Annotated in this window: 20 protein-coding genes; all 20 read left to right on the top strand. The window is 55.2% G+C overall.

What is annotated here, in order from left to right; translation table 11 throughout:
- Positions 1-64 precede the first annotated feature (64 nt).
- The gene (locus tag QNH99_RS22990) at positions 65-568 is read left to right on the top strand and encodes a type 4 pilus major pilin (RefSeq protein WP_410517869.1); all 504 of its coding nucleotides are present in this window, start codon (positions 65-67) and stop codon (positions 566-568) included.
- 21 nt (positions 569-589) lie between these two features.
- Positions 590-1,528, top strand: coding sequence for an ATPase, T2SS/T4P/T4SS family (locus QNH99_RS22985; RefSeq protein ID WP_109717976.1), 939 nt, complete (start codon positions 590-592; stop codon positions 1,526-1,528).
- Between the two features lie 2 nt (positions 1,529-1,530).
- Complete coding sequence (pilV, locus tag QNH99_RS22980; RefSeq protein WP_088900949.1) at positions 1,531-2,805, top strand: shufflon system plasmid conjugative transfer pilus tip adhesin PilV; 1,275 nt, start codon at positions 1,531-1,533, stop codon at positions 2,803-2,805.
- Positions 2,806-2,832: 27 nt separating this feature from the next.
- Positions 2,833-3,261 carry a type IV pilus biogenesis protein PilM gene (gene pilM / locus QNH99_RS22975; protein ID WP_088900948.1) on the top strand — a complete coding sequence of 143 codons (429 nt, stop codon included), beginning with the start codon at positions 2,833-2,835 and terminating at the stop codon, positions 3,259-3,261.
- A gap of 5 nt (positions 3,262-3,266) precedes the next feature.
- The gene (locus tag QNH99_RS22970; protein WP_088900947.1) at positions 3,267-3,905 is read left to right on the top strand and encodes an A24 family peptidase; all 639 of its coding nucleotides are present in this window, start codon (positions 3,267-3,269) and stop codon (positions 3,903-3,905) included.
- Complete coding sequence (locus QNH99_RS22965; protein WP_088900946.1) at positions 3,860-4,339, top strand: lytic transglycosylase domain-containing protein; 480 nt, start codon at positions 3,860-3,862, stop codon at positions 4,337-4,339. Before QNH99_RS22970 ends, QNH99_RS22965 begins: the two co-directional genes overlap by 46 nt.
- Positions 4,340-4,341: 2 nt before the next feature.
- Positions 4,342-4,770: a hypothetical protein gene (locus QNH99_RS22960; protein WP_109717980.1), complete on the top strand. Its 429-nt coding sequence runs from the start codon at positions 4,342-4,344 to the stop codon at positions 4,768-4,770.
- A gap of 542 nt (positions 4,771-5,312) precedes the next feature.
- A complete protein-coding gene (locus QNH99_RS22955; protein ID WP_088900943.1) occupies positions 5,313-5,783 on the top strand; it encodes a lytic transglycosylase domain-containing protein in 471 nt (156 codons plus the stop codon).
- Positions 5,784-5,838: 55 nt separating this feature from the next.
- A complete protein-coding gene (locus QNH99_RS22950) occupies positions 5,839-6,309 on the top strand; it encodes a DotD/TraH family lipoprotein (RefSeq protein WP_410517868.1) in 471 nt (156 codons plus the stop codon).
- Positions 6,306-7,130: a type IV secretory system conjugative DNA transfer family protein gene (locus tag QNH99_RS22945; RefSeq protein WP_088900941.1), complete on the top strand. Its 825-nt coding sequence runs from the start codon at positions 6,306-6,308 to the stop codon at positions 7,128-7,130. Before QNH99_RS22950 ends, QNH99_RS22945 begins: the two co-directional genes overlap by 4 nt.
- Complete coding sequence (traJ, locus tag QNH99_RS22940) at positions 7,127-8,296, top strand: plasmid transfer ATPase TraJ (RefSeq protein ID WP_249278232.1); 1,170 nt, start codon at positions 7,127-7,129, stop codon at positions 8,294-8,296. The genes QNH99_RS22945 and traJ overlap by 4 nt, the downstream gene beginning before the upstream one ends.
- Positions 8,293-8,583 carry a conjugal transfer protein gene (locus QNH99_RS22935; RefSeq protein ID WP_088900940.1) on the top strand — a complete coding sequence of 97 codons (291 nt, stop codon included), beginning with the start codon at positions 8,293-8,295 and terminating at the stop codon, positions 8,581-8,583. Before traJ ends, QNH99_RS22935 begins: the two co-directional genes overlap by 4 nt.
- Positions 8,584-8,612: 29 nt before the next feature.
- The gene (locus tag QNH99_RS22930) at positions 8,613-12,452 is read left to right on the top strand and encodes an LPD7 domain-containing protein (protein ID WP_410517867.1); all 3,840 of its coding nucleotides are present in this window, start codon (positions 8,613-8,615) and stop codon (positions 12,450-12,452) included.
- A gap of 25 nt (positions 12,453-12,477) precedes the next feature.
- The gene (locus tag QNH99_RS22925) at positions 12,478-12,825 is read left to right on the top strand and encodes a conjugal transfer protein (protein ID WP_088900938.1); all 348 of its coding nucleotides are present in this window, start codon (positions 12,478-12,480) and stop codon (positions 12,823-12,825) included.
- 1 nt (position 12,826) lies between these two features.
- Positions 12,827-13,504, top strand: a complete 678-nt coding sequence (locus tag QNH99_RS22920) for a DotI/IcmL/TraM family protein (RefSeq protein WP_088900937.1) — start codon at positions 12,827-12,829, stop codon at positions 13,502-13,504.
- A gap of 4 nt (positions 13,505-13,508) precedes the next feature.
- Entirely contained in the window at positions 13,509-14,480 is a 972-nt protein-coding gene (locus QNH99_RS22915) for a DotH/IcmK family type IV secretion protein (RefSeq protein ID WP_088900936.1), read from the top strand.
- Positions 14,481-14,482: 2 nt separating this feature from the next.
- Complete coding sequence (traO, locus tag QNH99_RS22910; RefSeq protein ID WP_410517866.1) at positions 14,483-15,811, top strand: conjugal transfer protein TraO; 1,329 nt, start codon at positions 14,483-14,485, stop codon at positions 15,809-15,811.
- Entirely contained in the window at positions 15,804-16,529 is a 726-nt protein-coding gene (gene traP, locus QNH99_RS22905; RefSeq protein WP_088900934.1) for a conjugal transfer protein TraP, read from the top strand. The genes traO and traP overlap by 8 nt, the downstream gene beginning before the upstream one ends.
- A gap of 10 nt (positions 16,530-16,539) precedes the next feature.
- On the top strand, positions 16,540-17,079 hold the full coding sequence (traQ, locus tag QNH99_RS22900; protein WP_088900933.1) for a conjugal transfer protein TraQ: 540 nt from the start codon (positions 16,540-16,542) through the stop codon (positions 17,077-17,079).
- 79 nt (positions 17,080-17,158) lie between these two features.
- Complete coding sequence (locus QNH99_RS22895; protein WP_088900932.1) at positions 17,159-17,545, top strand: DUF6750 family protein; 387 nt, start codon at positions 17,159-17,161, stop codon at positions 17,543-17,545.
- Positions 17,546-17,556: the final 11 nt, after the last annotated feature.

The raw sequence follows: 17,556 nt of genomic DNA, 5'->3' as shown, positions 1-17,556 counted from the left end.
TAATTTGTCTGCGCTGGCATTCAGTCAGTACGGCTTCACTATGTCTTTCAATAAAGGTATCCGAATGAAAAAGCTCAACCGAGGGTTATCCAATATTACTGACCTGCTTTCATCCCAGAGCGCAGTTATTGTCTTCATCGGCGTGGTACTGACCCTGGCAGCACTGGTGTATTTCATGTTCAACACCACTACCGAAGTGTCACTGCTCAGTACGGTGATTAACGAAACGCGAAACCTACGTTCCTCCGATGGCTACGGCACAGATGATTATGTGCCGGCCCTTGTTAAAGGCGGCAATATCGCCAAAAGTTATACCGTCATGAATGGTCATATTTACAATAAATCCGGCGGGCTGCTTACTGTCACCGGTAACGGCGTGGGCTTTATCGTGACAGATACGATGTTGCCTCAGGGGCAGTGCCTGAAGATTGCGAAAGCGATCGGAACGGCCGATCTGCTCTCCACCCAGATTAACAGTACCACCTTTACCGGTGAGGTTACCGCTGCTGACGCGGCATCTGCCTGTGTGGACGGTAACAATACCCTGACGTTCACCACCCGTTCATGACGCGTCAGGGTAAGCAAAGTCATGACAGCAACCTCACTTAACGAGGTCGATTTTATCGACCTCTATCTTGGTGAAGATTATGCCGAGATTAAGGGGCTGGTCGGTGAAAGCGGTTTTCTTATATCGGTTCCTGAAAGCCTGCAGGATGATGCCCAGAGGCTTAAAACGCATTGCCTGAACAGTCACAGAGAAAGCGGACGCAGTGAGTTTTCCCTTTTTTACGGCGACCGACTGTACCGCGCCACTGTAAATAAAGGCATCAGGGGAGGGGCAGATCTCGTTCTCAGGCAGACCCCAGCCAGCATTCGTCCTTTCGCCAGCGTTCCGCTGAGCACTGCGCTTCGTAAGTCTGTAGAGTTGCCTTCTGCAGCCGGGCTCGTTCTTATTGCCGGTGGCATGGGCGCTGGAAAGACGACGTCAGCCGCATCCATCCTGAGTCACAGGATAGCTGTAACCGGAACACTGGGGGTGTCAATTGAAGATCCCGCCGAGACTCTGCTGCAGGGACGTCACGGTGACGGCCGGTGTATTCAGCTGGAAGTCAGGGAAAACGAAGGCTACGACGGGGCGGTACGAAAAGCCTACCGGATGGGGGCCGGGGCCTTTTTGCTGGGGGAAATTCGGGATTCAGCAACTGCACATGAGGTGCTTCGGGCCTCACTCAGTATGTTCGTTGTGTCGACTATTACAGGCAGTTCCTGGAAGGAGGCACTGGAGCGTTATGCAATGTTCTGTGAAACCATCATTCCAAACGCTAAAGCCAATATTGCGAGCACGTTATATATCCTTGCACACCAGACGATGCGGACAAATTCAGTTAACAACAGCCGCAGCGTAGACATTACCGGATTTAACCTGCGAAACACCCCGGCCAGAGACACCATTAAGGCCAAAATCTCTACAGGCAATTTCACACTCGATGATGAGTTTCAAAAAATCCAATATGACTTTAAGGAATAACCGTGAACAGAATAAAACGGGGGTTATCCAATGTCACCGATCTTAATATCGCATTAGGCGCTGCGATGGTTATTATCGCTGTACTGCTTATTCCGTATTACGGCAGGATTCAGGAGATGTACCGGATGTACCGCGCGGGGGAACAGGCGAATCAGATCCAGCGTGCGGTTAATCGCTATATTGCTGATCAGCAGGCTACGATTACCGCCAATACCGGACCGACTACGGGCTACACACTGACGGTACCGATGCTGATCAATGCCGGTTATCTCCCGCCAGGCTACTCCGCAATGAATGCGTTCAGTGCTACCTACCGCACACTGATTTTTCAGCCCACAGCCAGCAAGTTTCACACCATGACGTTTATGGTCGGTGGCAGTGGGCTGAACCTGAGTCAGGCCCGCGATCTTGCAGGCTTTATCGGGGCGGCGGGGGGGTACATCGAAAATGGTGTGGCAAAAGGGATCCAGGGCGGCTGGCAGGAAAATCTTTCTGCGTTCGGCGGATACAACCCCGGTGACGGCACGGTGGTCATTGCGGGATTTTATAACAATGGCGCCGTGGTGAACGATTACCTTTATCGTCACAGCGTGTCGGGTCACCCGGAACTGAACACGATGGGGACAGCCCTCAATATGGGCAGCAATGACATCAATAATGCCAATAATGTTAATGGCCAGACTGTCAATGCGGCGGGTGACGTGAATACCGCACGGCTGACTGCCAGCCAGAGCGTTCAGTCAAACGGCTGGATCAATGCTAACGGTAATCTCTCCTCACAAAGCAACATCTGGGCTGCACATGACATAGGTGCCAACGGAAACATACGCGGCAGCGGCACCGTGTCTGCTGGGGGCGATGTTCATGCAGACGCCAACCTGACAACCAGTAACAGCGTTTATGCAAACGGCAACGTCAATGCGAACGGCAACGTGAATGCAGGCAATGACGTTGTGGCCAACGGGACGCTCCGGAGCAATCACGATGTTATTGCGAATGGTGTGCTCAAGCCGTTACAGGTGAACAATGAGGGATCTTACTGTGACACCTGGGGAGCCATCAGTCATGAAAGTTCAGGTGAGATCCTTCAGTGCAAGGATGGGGTATGGACAAAAGTGGGTGGTTCACTACAGCAGCGTGACTGCTACCAGACCGGCAACTGGGGCGGCAGGGATTTCAGTGAGCACCGCTGTCCTGTTGGTTGGTATACCGCCGGTCTTGCCTTTGCAGGTCATAACGGAAACGAATCCTCTTACGTCATCACCTGCTGCCACTGAGCCCCTCAGAGCATCCGGACGGTCATCATGAACTACTCAGTCTTTTTTTCAATGGCGCTGCTTACCGGGGCGGCGATATTGCTGTCCCTGGGCAATGAAGAGCATAAAGACAGTACGGATACCGCCCGACTGCAGCAGCAGTCGGGTGAGTTTTTACACTATGTCGAAGCACTGAATGATCTCTACAGCACGGGCACACCGCCCGATGGCGATGTCACTGCGCGAGCCATACTGCCATCGTGGCTGCCCCACAGTTCCGCCATTACCCTGCGCGTCAGCGGCGGGCAGGGGTATGCTTATGCCCCGTTTGTGCCCGGACTCTATGCACAAATCCTCGCCGATACAGAAGACAGTACCCATTTCGGGCGGGCTGACAGTGCGGGGATAAATACACCGGCTGGCCGTCTGAGCCGTCCGGATTTTATCCCGCCCGGCGACGTCGTTTACGTGAGGTAGCAGGCATGCTGATGTTGATTGCCGTGGTGGTAGTTTCATTTTTGCTGGCGTTGAAGCTCCCTGCTTATTACCTGCACGCAAGGTGGGAGGCCGAAGCGTCAGTCAGGAGCTATGAGTCCGCAGACCGCCATGTTGCTGTTCGCCCGTTTTTGTCCATTGTGTTGCTTTGCGGTGGTGTGCTTCCGGCATGGTACCTGACTGAAAGCCTTTCTTTTACGCTGTTTGTCCTGTTGCTGGCTGTGGCCGCTTACGTTGACTGGATGACAACGTGGGTTCCCGACTTGCTGATATTCGCATTGTCCTGGATGGTGTTGCTCGGCGGGTTATCCACAACGTCAGGTCTGGTCCCACTGCCGGGAGCCGGGGCGATGCTTGTACCTGCACTGATGCTGAATGGCCTGACTGCGCTGCGGCGCCAACCCCCTGCACTGGCCAGCGGGGATCTGTATCTGCTGCCGGCAGCAGGCGCGTGGCTCCCCCCTGAAAGCGCCTTGGTATGTTTCTTCGTCAGTCTGTTGCTGAGCAGTGTAGTCGGACGCTTTCGGAAGGAAGTTCCGTTTATCACCATTCTGTATCCCGTCTTTATGGTGTTTTCACTATGTGGCGATCACTTCTCCTGGTTTTTGCGCTGGCCAGCGATCTGACGCCGGTCGCGTATGCTCGTGGGCCAGCTCCCGACATTACAATGTGTTTTAAGAGGGCCGGTATTAAGTTTGGCGTTGACTGGCGGTTACTTCAGGCGATTGCTGAAGTTGAAAGCGGCCTTCGGGCAGACATCGTCGGCCTTAATGTACGTCACGGGAAGGTGCTGAGTGAAGACCTTGGCATGATGCAGATTAACTCTTCCTGGCTGCCGGAACTGGGAAAAATGGGTATAACCCGCACGGTACTGCTCTCAAATCCCTGCCAGAACATCCATGTCGGGGCCTGGATTCTGGCCAAAAATATTTCGCAGAACGGTGTTAACTGGACTTCAGTTGGGGCCTACAACGCCGGCTTTAAAGATGCGAATGCACCTTTCAGGCTCAAATACGCCCATAAGGTCTACGCACGTTATCTTGAACTTACTGGATATTAAGAATGTTAATACCTAAAAATAAACGGCCGGTACTTGCGGCGTGTGTTGTAGGTTTACTGATTGGTTGGGGAGGCTGCAATCTTTCTGACTGGTATACCAAAATAAGAAACATAGACAGCGACGGGTTCGGGCCTTTGTATAATCAGAATAAATATCACTGTATGAACCAGACCCGGCCTTTGCTGCTACAGAGTGCTAAGGACAGTACCAGTGAAAGCCAGTCGGCCTACTATGCTGCCTATTTTGACTGCATGACAAAACGCTTAGATGCACTGAATCTTAAAGTAGCCGGAGCAGTTGAAGCCAGTGCCATGCTTTACTGCAGTATGAAAACTGGCGACAAAGATAAATCTGTGGCAGATGCCTGCACTCAGAAAACGCTTGACGAATTTGCCATGCGACATACCAGACCTCTTCCAAAAGAGAAATGATCAGCCTTACAGCGAAGTTGTCAGTAGCACCAGGATATTGCCCCTCCTAGCTGGTTAAACTTTGAATCACACATAAAGCGGCTCTCTCAGAAAAGGAGATATTAGGGTTACCCTCGGGACTTTTATGGACATTTATATTCCTCATTGAGAAGGAATAAGTCTTCGTACCATTACCTTTCAGCTAAATATTGCCCGCAATCCCGTTCGTAAATATTTAATACAAACCGGCCCATGGCAGGCATCACTTATTCCTTCAGGGTTATGAGGAACAATCCGCAGAGCAGGCCATGGCTAACAGCGATTGTCATTATTGCTGGCCAACTGGCTATGTTGATAACGGAAATTATTAAGCACGGCAAGACCCGGATTAACCTGACGCCGGTTGTCACATCAGCGGTGAAGCTTATTTCTCCTCCAATCGCCTTATTAGGGAGGTTCAGTACAGAGAGGCTTTAATTCGCGTGTTTCAGCTTATTACTTTTCCCTGTGAAACTTCCGTTCTTCTCTGATTACAGCAAATCTTTTTGAGGCAAGAGAACATTATGCGTGTCCGTTTCTGTGTATGGGCAATCGTATTGTCTGTTGTATCGATCTTTGCAGCCTTACCCGCACAGGCCTACTGTTTTCGTGAGGCGGGGGCCCGCTATCACGTTTCACCCCTGCTGCTTCGTGCCATGGCTCAGGTTGAAAGCAAAATGAATGCACACGCTATAGGGTATAACCGCAATAAGCAGGGGAAGGTCACCAGCCGTGATTTCGGACTGATGCAGATCAATTCCACCCATATTCCTCAGCTTGTCGCCATGGGTGTCATCCGGGATGCACGTGATTTACTTACCGATCCCTGTCTGAACGTACAGACGGGCGCCTGGATCCTGGCGCAACACCTGCAGATTTGTGGCCAGACATGGCAGTGTCTGGGCAGTTATAACGCCGGCTTTGCAGATGACAACAATTCACGCCGCATGATTTATGCACGCAAGGTGTATTCCGTCTGGCTTGCCAGTCGCTGAGTCCGTTCCGGTTTCCCGCTTCTCTCATCCCAATCTGTGTTTTACCGGAGAAAACATGAAAATTTTCCTGCCGGCTGTCTGCCTGACAGTCGTAATGCTGTGCGGCTGTCAGTCTGTCCTGACGGGCAGTAAAGCGACGCCTGAGCCTGATAACACTTCATTTCAGGCAACCTCACGGGTTGCCCGCCAGCAGCAACAGCTGTGGCTGGAAGGGGACATGAATACCGGCACGCCCGTCCCCGTCGCAGAGGTCCGGTCTGACAGCGATCGCCTGACGCTTCGCTGGGACGGTGATGCGATTGAACTTTTACGTGCCCTGGCCTGGGCCCGGGGAGAAGAGTTCAGCTATGTGGGTGTCCGGCTGCCGCTACCGGTCAACATCGATGTTCAGTATGTCACTTATGCCAACCTGCTTCGCATGATTGAAATGCAGACGGCCTGGCGCGCCCAGCTTCACCGTTATCCCGGACAGATGGTAATCGAATTTATGAGTGCCATCCCTGAGCGTCGCGGAGGCAGACGATGAACGGCCGATTTATCGCACTGTTGTTGCCGTTCCTGCTAGCAGGCTGCTCCAGTTTCAGCCTGACACGGCCTTCTCAGGCCGTCGGTCCGGATGGTGTGCCCCCGCCCGGACCCGCTGCTTATCTTTCGCCGAAAAAGCCGGAGGCGACGGACGTTTCTGACAACCGGCGCGAGATGCTTACCGACGCTGCACACACTCTCGGTTTTCGCGGCGGTAAAGCGCAGCGTGCATGGGAGCTGCGCCACGACCTGGAGTCACGGGAAAAGCAGCTGGATAAAACGTATGACTTTCGCACGCTTATCAGCCCCCGCGGATGGTTGCCACCGGTCATTACCGAAGCCGTTGACGTTGCCCATGTAACGGCTGACCAGATACGCACGGCAAGTCATGTCTACGAAATTATCCAGCCAGAACGTTTCGTGAGTAATCCGCCGTCCTGGCGGACCTGGCTGTTTGCCGGACTCAGCACCACCGCGCCGGACGGTCCTGATGGATCTCTGATTCCGGAGAACAGCACTCAGCGTGACATATGGCAGACCGCGCTCACAAAGGGATGGGCAGAGGGGCGGCAGAGCGCTGACGAGACACTTGAGGCCAATGTTAACCGCCTGACGCGGGACTATAACGGCATGCTGCAGTACGTGCTGCTGCGTCGTCAGAACCTCATCACTGCGCCGGTGGTTTCCGACCGTCAGCAGACGGTAACAGGCAACAGCCAGAAACTCACCGAAGGTGACCGTGAGCGACGTCTTGAATCTCGGGCGGGTTTCATTACCGACCGTGAGAAATGGAAACCGATCATCCATACGGAGAAAAAATGATGAGTATAGAAGGATTTGAGCCTTATCCCTTTGTGAACGGGCTCGATGAAGATGAGTTTCGCGGTTTTCTGGTGTGGTGCGCGCAACAGCTGGTCAGTGACATTCACCTGCAGGGCGATAACCATTTCGTTGTCGGGCTTCATGGCCGTCTGCGTCGTGCCAGTGCCTTCAGGGTAGCTGACGAGCAAATGGCCCGCCTGGTGGATCGGGTTTTCACACAAGAAGTACGCTCACAGGTCATGAGCGGAACTCCCAGGGATAAAGCACTGCAGCTTGACGGGAATGAAACAAACCGATGGGGACTCGGCCGCGGTGAACGTATCCGCTTTCGTGTCAACTTAAAGCAGGGAACGGCGGGGCGTCAGGATAAAACGATAGCCTGGACACTTCGTATTATTCCCTCCTCAATTCCCCAGTTGCTTGATATGGGTATAGAGGAAGAACTTCTGGACGTCATTATCCCGGCCAAGGGGCTGGCTGTCTGGGGTGGCATCATGGGATCGGGGAAAAGTACGGCTGTGGCGGCTTCTCTACGCTACTGCCAGAAAGTCTTCCCGGACCGCAAAATTTCGACCATCGAAGACCCCGTGGAATTTATTCTGGGCGATCCTGAAGATATCCTCGCACCGCTCCAGTCCGAGGTTGGTGAAGATGTTGTGAGTTTTGCTGAGGGCATTCGTGCAGATCTGCGACGTGCGGTCTCTGTCATGGGGGTCGGTGAAATGCGTGATCGTGAAACCATCGATGCGGCCATTCGCGCCGGCGATCTCGGGGCCACGTGCATAACCACCACGCATATTGACTCACCTGGCGATATCTTTCCCCGACTCATTAACGAATATCCCTATGAAAGCCGTGACGCTATGGCCAGGGCACTACTGAGTGTTCTGCAGTATGTGGTGGTTCAGACGCTGCTACGGACAACAGACGGAAGGCGCACGGCCGTTCGCGAGTACATCATTATTGATGATGACCTGCGAGAAAAACTCCATGACATGCCGTGGCCGAGGTGGGCCAGTCACATCAACGCCATTATCCGTCTGGAGAAACGGCGCATTATTGATAAGGCCTGGGCGCTATATCTCAATAAGCGAATCGATGCTGATGAACTGCGGGTCGTCATGTCGCCCAGTCAGCGCCGTGAGTTTGAGAAGGGGGCGTTATGAGCGACTCCGATAAACCCGTCTACCCTCCGGGCTACTGGCGATATGCCGGGCTTGACCTCGACTTTGTGGGCGTGCCGGGTTACCTGTTCCTGTTCTATCTCTTCTGGTTCCGTTTTCCTTCACTCGACACGCTTTATCTCATTACTGCCATCATCGCGTTCTTTCGCCTGCTGTCGGCGTTCGGCTGGACTCTCAGCAAGATACTCACGCGCCTTACCCGCCTGTTTCGCGGCACCAGTCTGAGCGGTCGCCCCTGGTGGTACCGGCGCTTTACTGGCGGTGAGTAGCCCGTCAGACCTGAAACTGCGGAGGTTTTATGAGTAACCCTGTACCCGAAAAGCGTATCTGGCTGGCCGTTCCCCATGACAAACGTCATGAGGCGAAAGACGATGCCGGGAAGTTAGCAGACGGCCGAAATGCCATTCAATGGAGTCAGGAGGACGAACTCTGGTATGCCCGTCCGGGAACGGATGTAAAACGAATAAGGAACTGGCTGCCCGACCCCTCTATACGCGGCAGCGGCGGCGATCCGCAAGAGGAATTTCTGGATGCACTCACTGCTGCTGGCCTGATGATCGAAGGGTTACCTGTTATGGACGGTGAAATTCATCGCGTATCGGTTACTGACGGTCCTGCGGGCAACGGTGATGGTGTTTACCGGGGTTTTCTCAATGGCAGGAAACCCGGAGGCTGGTATATCAATTACTGGACAGCTCCCACTCATAAGGACATTACAAAGTGGAAAGCAAGCGGAACCGGTGGCGAGGCCGATCCGGTTGCGCGCCTGCACATGCGTGCTCTGGCGCGACAGTCTAAAGATGACTCAGCAAGAAAGCTGGCCGAAACGCATGCCCGCCAGACGGCCCGTGCAAAATGGCTGTACAACAAACTGCCAGCTGCCGACCCAAATCATCCTTATCTGGTTCGCAAAGGTGTCGCCGCCGAGTCTGATATGAGGCAGACCAATAATGGTGCGCTGGTTATTCCTCTCTATGACGTAAACGGAGTTTTTCGCACGTTACAGTACATCCCGCCGGAAGGTGAAAAAACACTTTATGAAAAAGCCCCAAAGGTGGGCAATTTCTTCGTTGTAGGTGGGCGACTAAAAGACGGTGAGCCGGTGTACTACGCAGAAGGCTATGCGACCGCTAAGAGTCTCAGCATGTTAACCGGTTATCCAGTGGTCATGACTATTGATGCCGGAAACATGCTGAATGTTGCCAGGGTGTTGAGTGAACGATATCCAACAAGCCCACATATTTTCATGGCAGACAATGATCACGCCAAGCCTGTTAACACCGGTCTAATCATGGCCAGACAGGCAGCCATCAATACGGGCGGGGAGTACATTCTTCCAGACCTCACCGATGCTGAACGCAAAGCCGGATTTACTGACTTTAATGACATACACCTTTCCCGTGGCGAGGAAAGCCTGCGCGCCACACTGATGCCTCAGATTACCCAGGCCTTTGAGCGACTGAAATCACCGGAGAACCCCATGAGCACCCCTGACAGCGAAAACGTTGTATCAGACCTTACGACATCCGTATCACCTGACGTTTCAGCCGCGCCGGAGCCACCTCCTGTAGCCGCTAAAGCTGCACGCGGCCGTCCGGGTGCAGCAAAAGAAAAAGCCAGTCAGATTCTGGAAATGCATGCTCAGGGGATCAAGCCGGCTGACATTGCCGCACAACTGTCTATTGGACAAACCAGCGTTTATCGGATCATCAAGGCAACGGGGGCTGATTCGTCAGTATTGCCATCTGAACCTGAAAAACCCACGGCAATGCTCCCACCTTCTGACACACAGGTGATTAATACGAGCCCGGAGATGTCCGACGCTCCGCTGACTGTTGATGATCCGTCGTCGGCGCCTGCAGTCAGTTTGGCTCAGGTGAGTGCGGCGACTGAATCTCTGGCACCGGTTTTGGACGCGTCAGCACAGTCTGTCGCTATTGCATCAGTAAAGACCCCGAACACAAGTCCGGTAACTCAGGCCGTCACGCTTGAAGCCAGCGGTAAGCGCGTGGCGGCCATTGCAGCGGAAATGAATATCGGGGTGGGTGAAGCTTTCCGGCTTCTGCAAAGTCAGGGGGCTGAAGCTGCCCGGGAAAGCCTGAGAATCAGCAATGAGCACAGCGCTGTGCCGCCTTCAGAGCAGGCAAAGGTTTCTTCTGATACGGAAAGCGAATCTACATCAACCCCTAAAGACTTCGGTGAGGCCTTTGGTGAAATTGCCGGACAGATGCGGGCACTCCTTCGTGATGCAGATAAGCTAAATCCGGATGAGCTTTTCTATGATGCCAGTGCGCTTATGGTGCAATGGCGCGTACTGGCAGGTGTATGGGAGATGTCAGACGAAGCCGCTTTGGGCCGGGAACACTTTCCAGGAAAAGAGTGTGAAGCACTGGAAGCCGAACTACAGGCGCTGACAGACCCCCTGTCGGAGACTACGGCGCCTGATCCGGCAGAAACACCCGCTCAGCCAGCGGCCAGGGAAACAGCAGAAGACGGTATCCTTACTGGTCCACGGCGCATCGTGCCGTCCGAAGAGGAGATCCCGGTTCCTGAGGCACTGAAGCATATTGACCTGGACAGGTTACTTACGCGCGTGACCAGCGAAATGGCGGCCGACGGAAAAAGCGCCATTTTCAGACTTGATGGCGAGCACGCGTTTACAGACCTGGGCGGCCGACTGGTGATGGCCACAGGTGCCAGTGATCATGAAGAGAAGGTACTGGCCGCGTTGCTGACGGCGGCGCAGTATTATCACGGTAAAATTGAGCTCACCGGCAGCGATGCCTTCAAAGCTTTTGCCACTGACATCATCGTAAAACATAAACTTAATGTGACGATGAAAGTGGCCAGCCAGCAGCTTGCTCTTGAAAAAGCCCGACTGGCGGCTGGACAACCCGCGTCACCCGCGAATGCCGTAAAAGGTAACCAGGTGCCACCGCAGTTCACCGTACCTTCCGAACCAGTACCGGGGGAGACCTTACCGGTGAACACTGCGGCATCACCAGACGTCGACAGGTCGGTATCAACGGCACCCTTAGCAGACAAACCTGAGGATAAAGGCGTTAAGTCACCCGCTGTGACAACGTCACAGGGTATGACGACGACGACACCCCCTTTGGCGGCGAAAACCGGCATCAGGCCAGAAATCCACACCCCCGCTGAAAAAGCTCAGGAGCCAGTGACGGGAAAAGTCATTGCCGCCGGGCAGGCCCCTTTCCGGTTTGATGACAGAGAAAGTATGAGCTCGTATATCACGCTGCACACTCGTGAAGGCACTCAGACCTACTGGGGTAAAGAACTCGAAGGACTGATAAAGGATACGCGACTGCAAAACGGCAGCATTGTGGCGCTGCAGTGGGAAGGTAAAAAGCCGGTCAATATTCAGGTTCCTGTTAAGAATGATGACGGGGTAGTGATTGGCTATGAAACTCAGGCCAAGCACCGTAACCAGTGGACGCTGACCCCGATAGGCGGTGAGCGCGTTCGCACTGGCGGGGATGATCTCATCCGTCTTACTGCAGTTGATGCCGCACGTTACACGGAAATTCAGCGCATGGTGGTTAAGGGGCTCGATATCGACATGCCGCCTCCGCCTCCTGTACCTGCCGACGGCCTGTTCTGGATCAGGCCTGACGGACAGGGAAGTCTGTCGTCCGGTGACCCACAGACTGCGCCTCGTCCTGCATTCAATAACGACGCCGGGGCTCCTGTGATGGCTACCTCGGGTGAAGACGGCCGCCTGGATGTTTATCTGGTGAAAGGCGACGGGGATTATCTGCAGGGTCTGGTACGTCAGGACGGTCACTACCACCATGTGCTGGTCAGCCTGCCAGGTTCTGATGAAGCCCCTGCGATGGTGATTAACCGGTTAACGCCGGACGGTGCGGTGCCTATGGGTAACGGCCACGGCATCAATGAAGACAGAGGCAAACCTGTTCCCCGTGAGTACGTTGTTCTGCGTCTGAACGGGGATGACAAACAGCGTTTTCCCAAGCTCGTCAATCCTGCATCGCTATCTCCGGCCCTGCATGCCCGCCTGGGCTATGACGAACGCTGGAAACCTGAGGTTCCTTACCCAAAGGAACGCCCGGCGGCGGCACCGCAGGCGGCCCCGGTCGCGCCGAACCGACCGGCTTAATCCTCGATCCTTACGGAAGTTACTCATGAAAATAATTTTCAGCACCCTCATGCTGGCGGCGATACTGTGCCTGCCTCTCTGTGCCGATGCCGCCTCATGCCGCGCCGCCAGTGCGGCTCAGGCCGGCAGTCAGGCTGGGTATAACGACGCCAAAAAGGCCAGTGATGCCTGGTCCCAGCGTGAAGGGCAGATGTCCGATCAGCTGGACAACTGCCTGTCCGGTATTCGCAGTGTATCCATCAGCCTGCCACACCTTCCGAGCCTTCAGGACATCATGAACAAGGCGTCAGAGAAGGTCTGCAGTGCCATGACCGACAAGGTCAACAGCTACCTGCCGGGCAATATCGACCCCTGGCAGTCGTACGGAGGCTGATATGTCAAAATCCGATCCGACTCTCCCCGAACAGGACAACCCGCCTGAACAGGCGGGAAAGCATGCTGTTGCGGCGCATATACATAACAGCCTTGGCACAGCCTTTGCCTACAAATGCCTGCGAATTATCCATTGGGGTACCGGCGGAAATACTATTCAGGCTGTGATAATCGCCGTGCTGCTTTATTTTGTCCTGCATCCGCCAGTCAAATATTTCGCCACGGAAAACGGACGCATCACGCAGGTCTATGCCACTGACGCCCCTATCTGGAATGAGAGTGACGTGTCTCAGTTCGGTGCAGATACTATCCGGTATGCCTTCACGCTGGACTTCGTTCATTACAAAAACGAGATGACGGCGGTTGCACCCCGTTTTGATCACCTGGGGTTTGATGGCTACATCAGTGCTCTGCAGAGTTCCAACATCCTGAGCGCGGTGCGCGATAAACGCATGAACCTCTCTGTGTCTGTTGATCCCGGTGTCATCACGAAGCGCGGAGTCATTAATGGTCGAAACGCGTGGGAGTTTCAGTATCCGGTCACATACCGTCTTCAGGGGCAAAATTCGGACGGTCCGCCTTCGCATTACATCCTGACTCTGCGCATTCAGCAGGCCGACGTTCGCGAGAAACCGCTCGGTCTGGAAGTCACGCAGACCATTTCTACTAACGCAGGATAAATCCATGAAACAAGCACGTACGCTGCTGCTGTGGTGCGCCCTCAGCGGCAGTGCTGCGGCTGCGCCAACCACAGACTGGCAGACGGCCCCGCCGGCCGGCGGTCAGACCGGCACACCCGCAACGACGGCGCAAAACACATCCACGTCGGCTCAGTCAGGCCCCCAGCCCGGGCAGGCTCTTCCTCCTCCGGTTTCCATGAGTTATGAGCAGGCCCAGGCGGCCACCGCTCCGCTGTCGGCTGATGAAATCCGGCAACTCAGAATGATGCAGTCTGAGCAGGAGCAGGCCATGGCGACAAAAGGCATCACGGCGGTGCCGCGCATCAGTGCGCTGACCGTCAGCCTCGAGCCGGGAGCGAGCCTGCCGCTGGTGCGAAATGCCGTTAACTGGCCCGCCACGGTGAGTTTCATCGACAGCACGGGCGCGCCATGGAAAATCATGGGCGCGCCGCAGAGTGGCTCGCCGGATATTGTCGTGAAATGGGTACCGGGCACCTCAATCATGATGCTGGTGGCTAAGCGCGATTTTGTCAGTACCAGCGTCACCGTGGTGCTTGACGGACTCAGCGTGCCGGTTCAGCTGAGCGTCACCAGCGGAGAAACCGACACGGCTAAAAAGACATGGGTGGTTGATACCCGCATTGATCTGCGTATCCCCCGCAGAGGTCCCGGCGCAGCGCCTGATGCCCCTCCGCCCTCGCGAATTGGGCTGCATGACAGCGTGCTTCAGGCTTTTCTGGATGGCGTACCGCCCGAAGGCGCACACAGGCTGAAAACAACCGGTGACGTCCCGGATACAGAGGTATGGCAACAGGGAGACGACTTGTATATCCGCTCCCGCGCCTCAATGCGTGACGAGTTTGATTCGACCCTGTCCTCTGCGGATGGCACGCATCTGTGGAAGTTACCTGTTACCCCTCGCGTGGCGTTTTCAGTGGGTGGGCGAACTGAAACCCTCAGCATTGCTCTGGAGTAATCATGAGTGAAGAACAGAATATCGACAGCGATGGCGGCGGCCAGGTCAAGCGAACGCTCTATATTGTGGGGGCGCTCGTCGTAGCCGTTCTGGGAGGGGGATACCTGCTTATCAGCTGGGCAACCACAACGCCGCCGGCGCCTTCAAGAGTGGATCTGAACCAGGTCGGCAACAGCGGTGGCGCCAGGCAGAATACCACTGAGTCACAGCACTACCGTGAACTGCTTCGTGAGAATAATGCACAGGGTGCTGCTGCGGCGGCGGCACAGAACAAAAGCTTCATTGCCAGTATCCCGCTTGAGCAGGATGTGATCGTTACAAAGTCAGAAACCGCCGTATCCGACAATGCCAGACCCGTTTCGGCAAGGGCTGCTTCAAATCAGACGGCGCCCGCCAGGACAGAAGAGCAGGTGCGACTGATTAATGACGCACGGCAAAAGGCACTGACAGCACTGCTTACCCGGATGCAGCCGCCCGAGACTGTCGCTGACCTGCCAGAGGCTCAGGAAATTGGCGGAAAACAGGGGAGCTGGAGCAGCTGGGCCGACTCGTTGCCCGGCAGTGCGGTCCGGCAGGCTGCCATGCGCATTCGTCAGGCGCAGGCTGACAGCCGCCCGCCCGTTCAGGTTGTGGCACCTTACTGGCGTGGGCCCGGTGAAATTTATACCGGTGTTGATTCCGACAACAGCACCACACCGGTGCTTGGCCGTTTTGTAACTGGCCCTTATGCCGGTGCGGTGCTTAAAGCGCCTGACGGGGCGAAGCTTGCGGGTGATGGTGTTGTCATTCACTTCACCACCATGAATTTCAAAGGCCTTGACTACAAGGTTGATGCCTATGCCCTGCAGGACGACAGTCTGGTCGCGAACATCGCGAGCAGTGTCAATCACCACTACTTCAGGCGCATTGTACTGCCGGCAATCTTCGGTGGTGTGGGGGCCGCCGGTGGGCTTTATTCCCAGGCAAATACGCAGGTTCTCAGCAACGGGCTCAGTACCGTTACAGCCCGTCCGGGACTGCCGAGCGGCTCTGCACTGACGGGGGTGATTGCCGGTGGTATGGCCACACAGGCTGCGCAGGTGCTGAATAGCGACAATTCCCGTGAACCAGACCGCACCGTGAGCGTCACCGCTGGGCAGACCGTGGCCATTCAGTTTATGAGCCCTGTATACAGCACCGATGTTCAGTCTTCAAAGGACGGGTCCAGTCAGAACGTTGCAGCACAGACATTCAGTCAGTCGTCCACACCGTCACCTACCGCAGCTGAACTGAGGGCGGACACTGCGGCACGCATTCGCGCTGCCGAGCAAAGAGGAGCATCCCGTGAATGAATTTCAGTCGCTGCCTGAGGAGCCGGAATCACAGCAGCCCATTGCGTCCGCGTCGTCGGTGCAAAAAAACTGGCTGATGCGGCCACGGTTTCTGGGCCAGTCATTGCTGATGTTGGCTGTCTATACCCTGATAATTTTGCTTGGGGGGTGGTATGCATTTAAACCCGACAGTACCGATACAAATGTGAGCCAGCTGGCTTTTGGCGGATCGGGCTCATCTTCTTTTCAGCCCGTCGCCGGTGCTTCGGCCGTCAGGCCGGTTCAGCCGGTAAAAACTGAACCCGCGCCGGTTACCGCCGTTCCGGATGACGTGATGAACCTGATTAATGAGGGTAAATCGTTCAGCGGTGCAAACCGGGAGGCGATCTCTCGCCTTTCCGATACCGTGCGGGCGCAGACAGCGGCGCTGGCCGCGCTGCAGAAGCAGGTGACTCTGCTTTCATCGGAATACGGCGCGATGGCGAACAGGCTGACGGTGCTGGAGTCCCGCCCCGTCGCACGCCTTAACTCCGAAGAACACAGTTATGGTTATCACCGGTCACGGCCTTCCGCTGTCAGTGGCATGCACCTCGAAAGCATTCAGGGGGACATGGCCTGGATTGCCTGGCAGGGAAAAACCTGGGCCGTTCAGGAAGGTATGCATCTCGGACCGGTGGTGATTCAGGACATTAACGCCGCGGAAAGCCAGGTCATGACAAGCGCGGGTCCGCTGCGCTGAGGAGGACGTTATGGGAGGATTTCCCGATGCCATTACCATGCTGTCCAACCTGGCTTCAGGTCTGCAGGACGCAGGAACCAGCCTGGCGTTTAAGCTTGCGATGCTATTCGGTTTACTGGGCGCGGTGGGGTTTCTGGCCAGGCAATCCTGGCTGGCCCAGAGGGTGCCAGGGCAGGTGGCCAGCGGAGGGACCACCGTTGCGTGGCTTATACTTTGTGGCTGCCTAGTGGGACTGGATCAGCTTATTGGGGCCGCAGCCCGGCAGGCCGGCTGGGATGCGTCGTTCGGGGCAATCAGTTATGTCGATGTCGGGCGATTCGGTCAGGGGGCAGTAGCGGCCAATGCGCTGCTTTCCCTTTTCAGAATGGCCGGCGTTTACCTGGCGCTGCAGGGGGTTCTGCTCTGGCGCCGCTCCCGTAAAGAAGGGCATACCGGTTTATCAGCCGGAAATGATGTCAGCAGCGGGACGGTCAAGTTCGTTATCGGTGTCTGCTGTGTCTGCAGTCCCTATCTGATAGATGCATTAATGAATCAACTGGGTTTTCACTGACCCCTTTCCGTCATACCCGTCCGGTTCACGGACATTCTCCGCCTGCAACGGCATTTTAAAAAACTCAAGGAAAACAATCATGATTAACCGTTTATACACGGCGGCATTTTTGCGCGCCTTTATCCTGTCAGATAAAGCACGCAGCTACTGTCTGCGCAGTCTGAGCGCGCTACTGGTTTTGCTGTCGCCTTGTGCAAATGCACTCACCCTGGCGGACATAATGAATAACCTTGGTCAGGGGGCTGACGCGTCCATGAAAAGTGTCAAAAGTATCGCAATGTTTCTAGGTGTTATTGCGGTGGTGGGAGGCCTCTGTTCTTTCAAGGCCTTGAAAAACAATCCGAGCTTCAGACCCTGGCATGGCTATTTGATGATCGTCGTGGGCGCGGCACTTTTTTCAGTAGGGGCGATCATCAAAGCCACGCAGGCTCAGGCCGGATTCACACCCACCAGTGATTTTGGCTGATCGTCAGCTCG

The organism is Pantoea allii, assembly GCF_046529425.1.
In the GTDB taxonomy this organism is placed as follows: Bacteria; Pseudomonadota; Gammaproteobacteria; order Enterobacterales; family Enterobacteriaceae; genus Pantoea; species Pantoea allii.
Note: the sequence above shows the minus strand (reverse complement) of the source record. Positions and strands in the feature narration are given on the sequence as shown.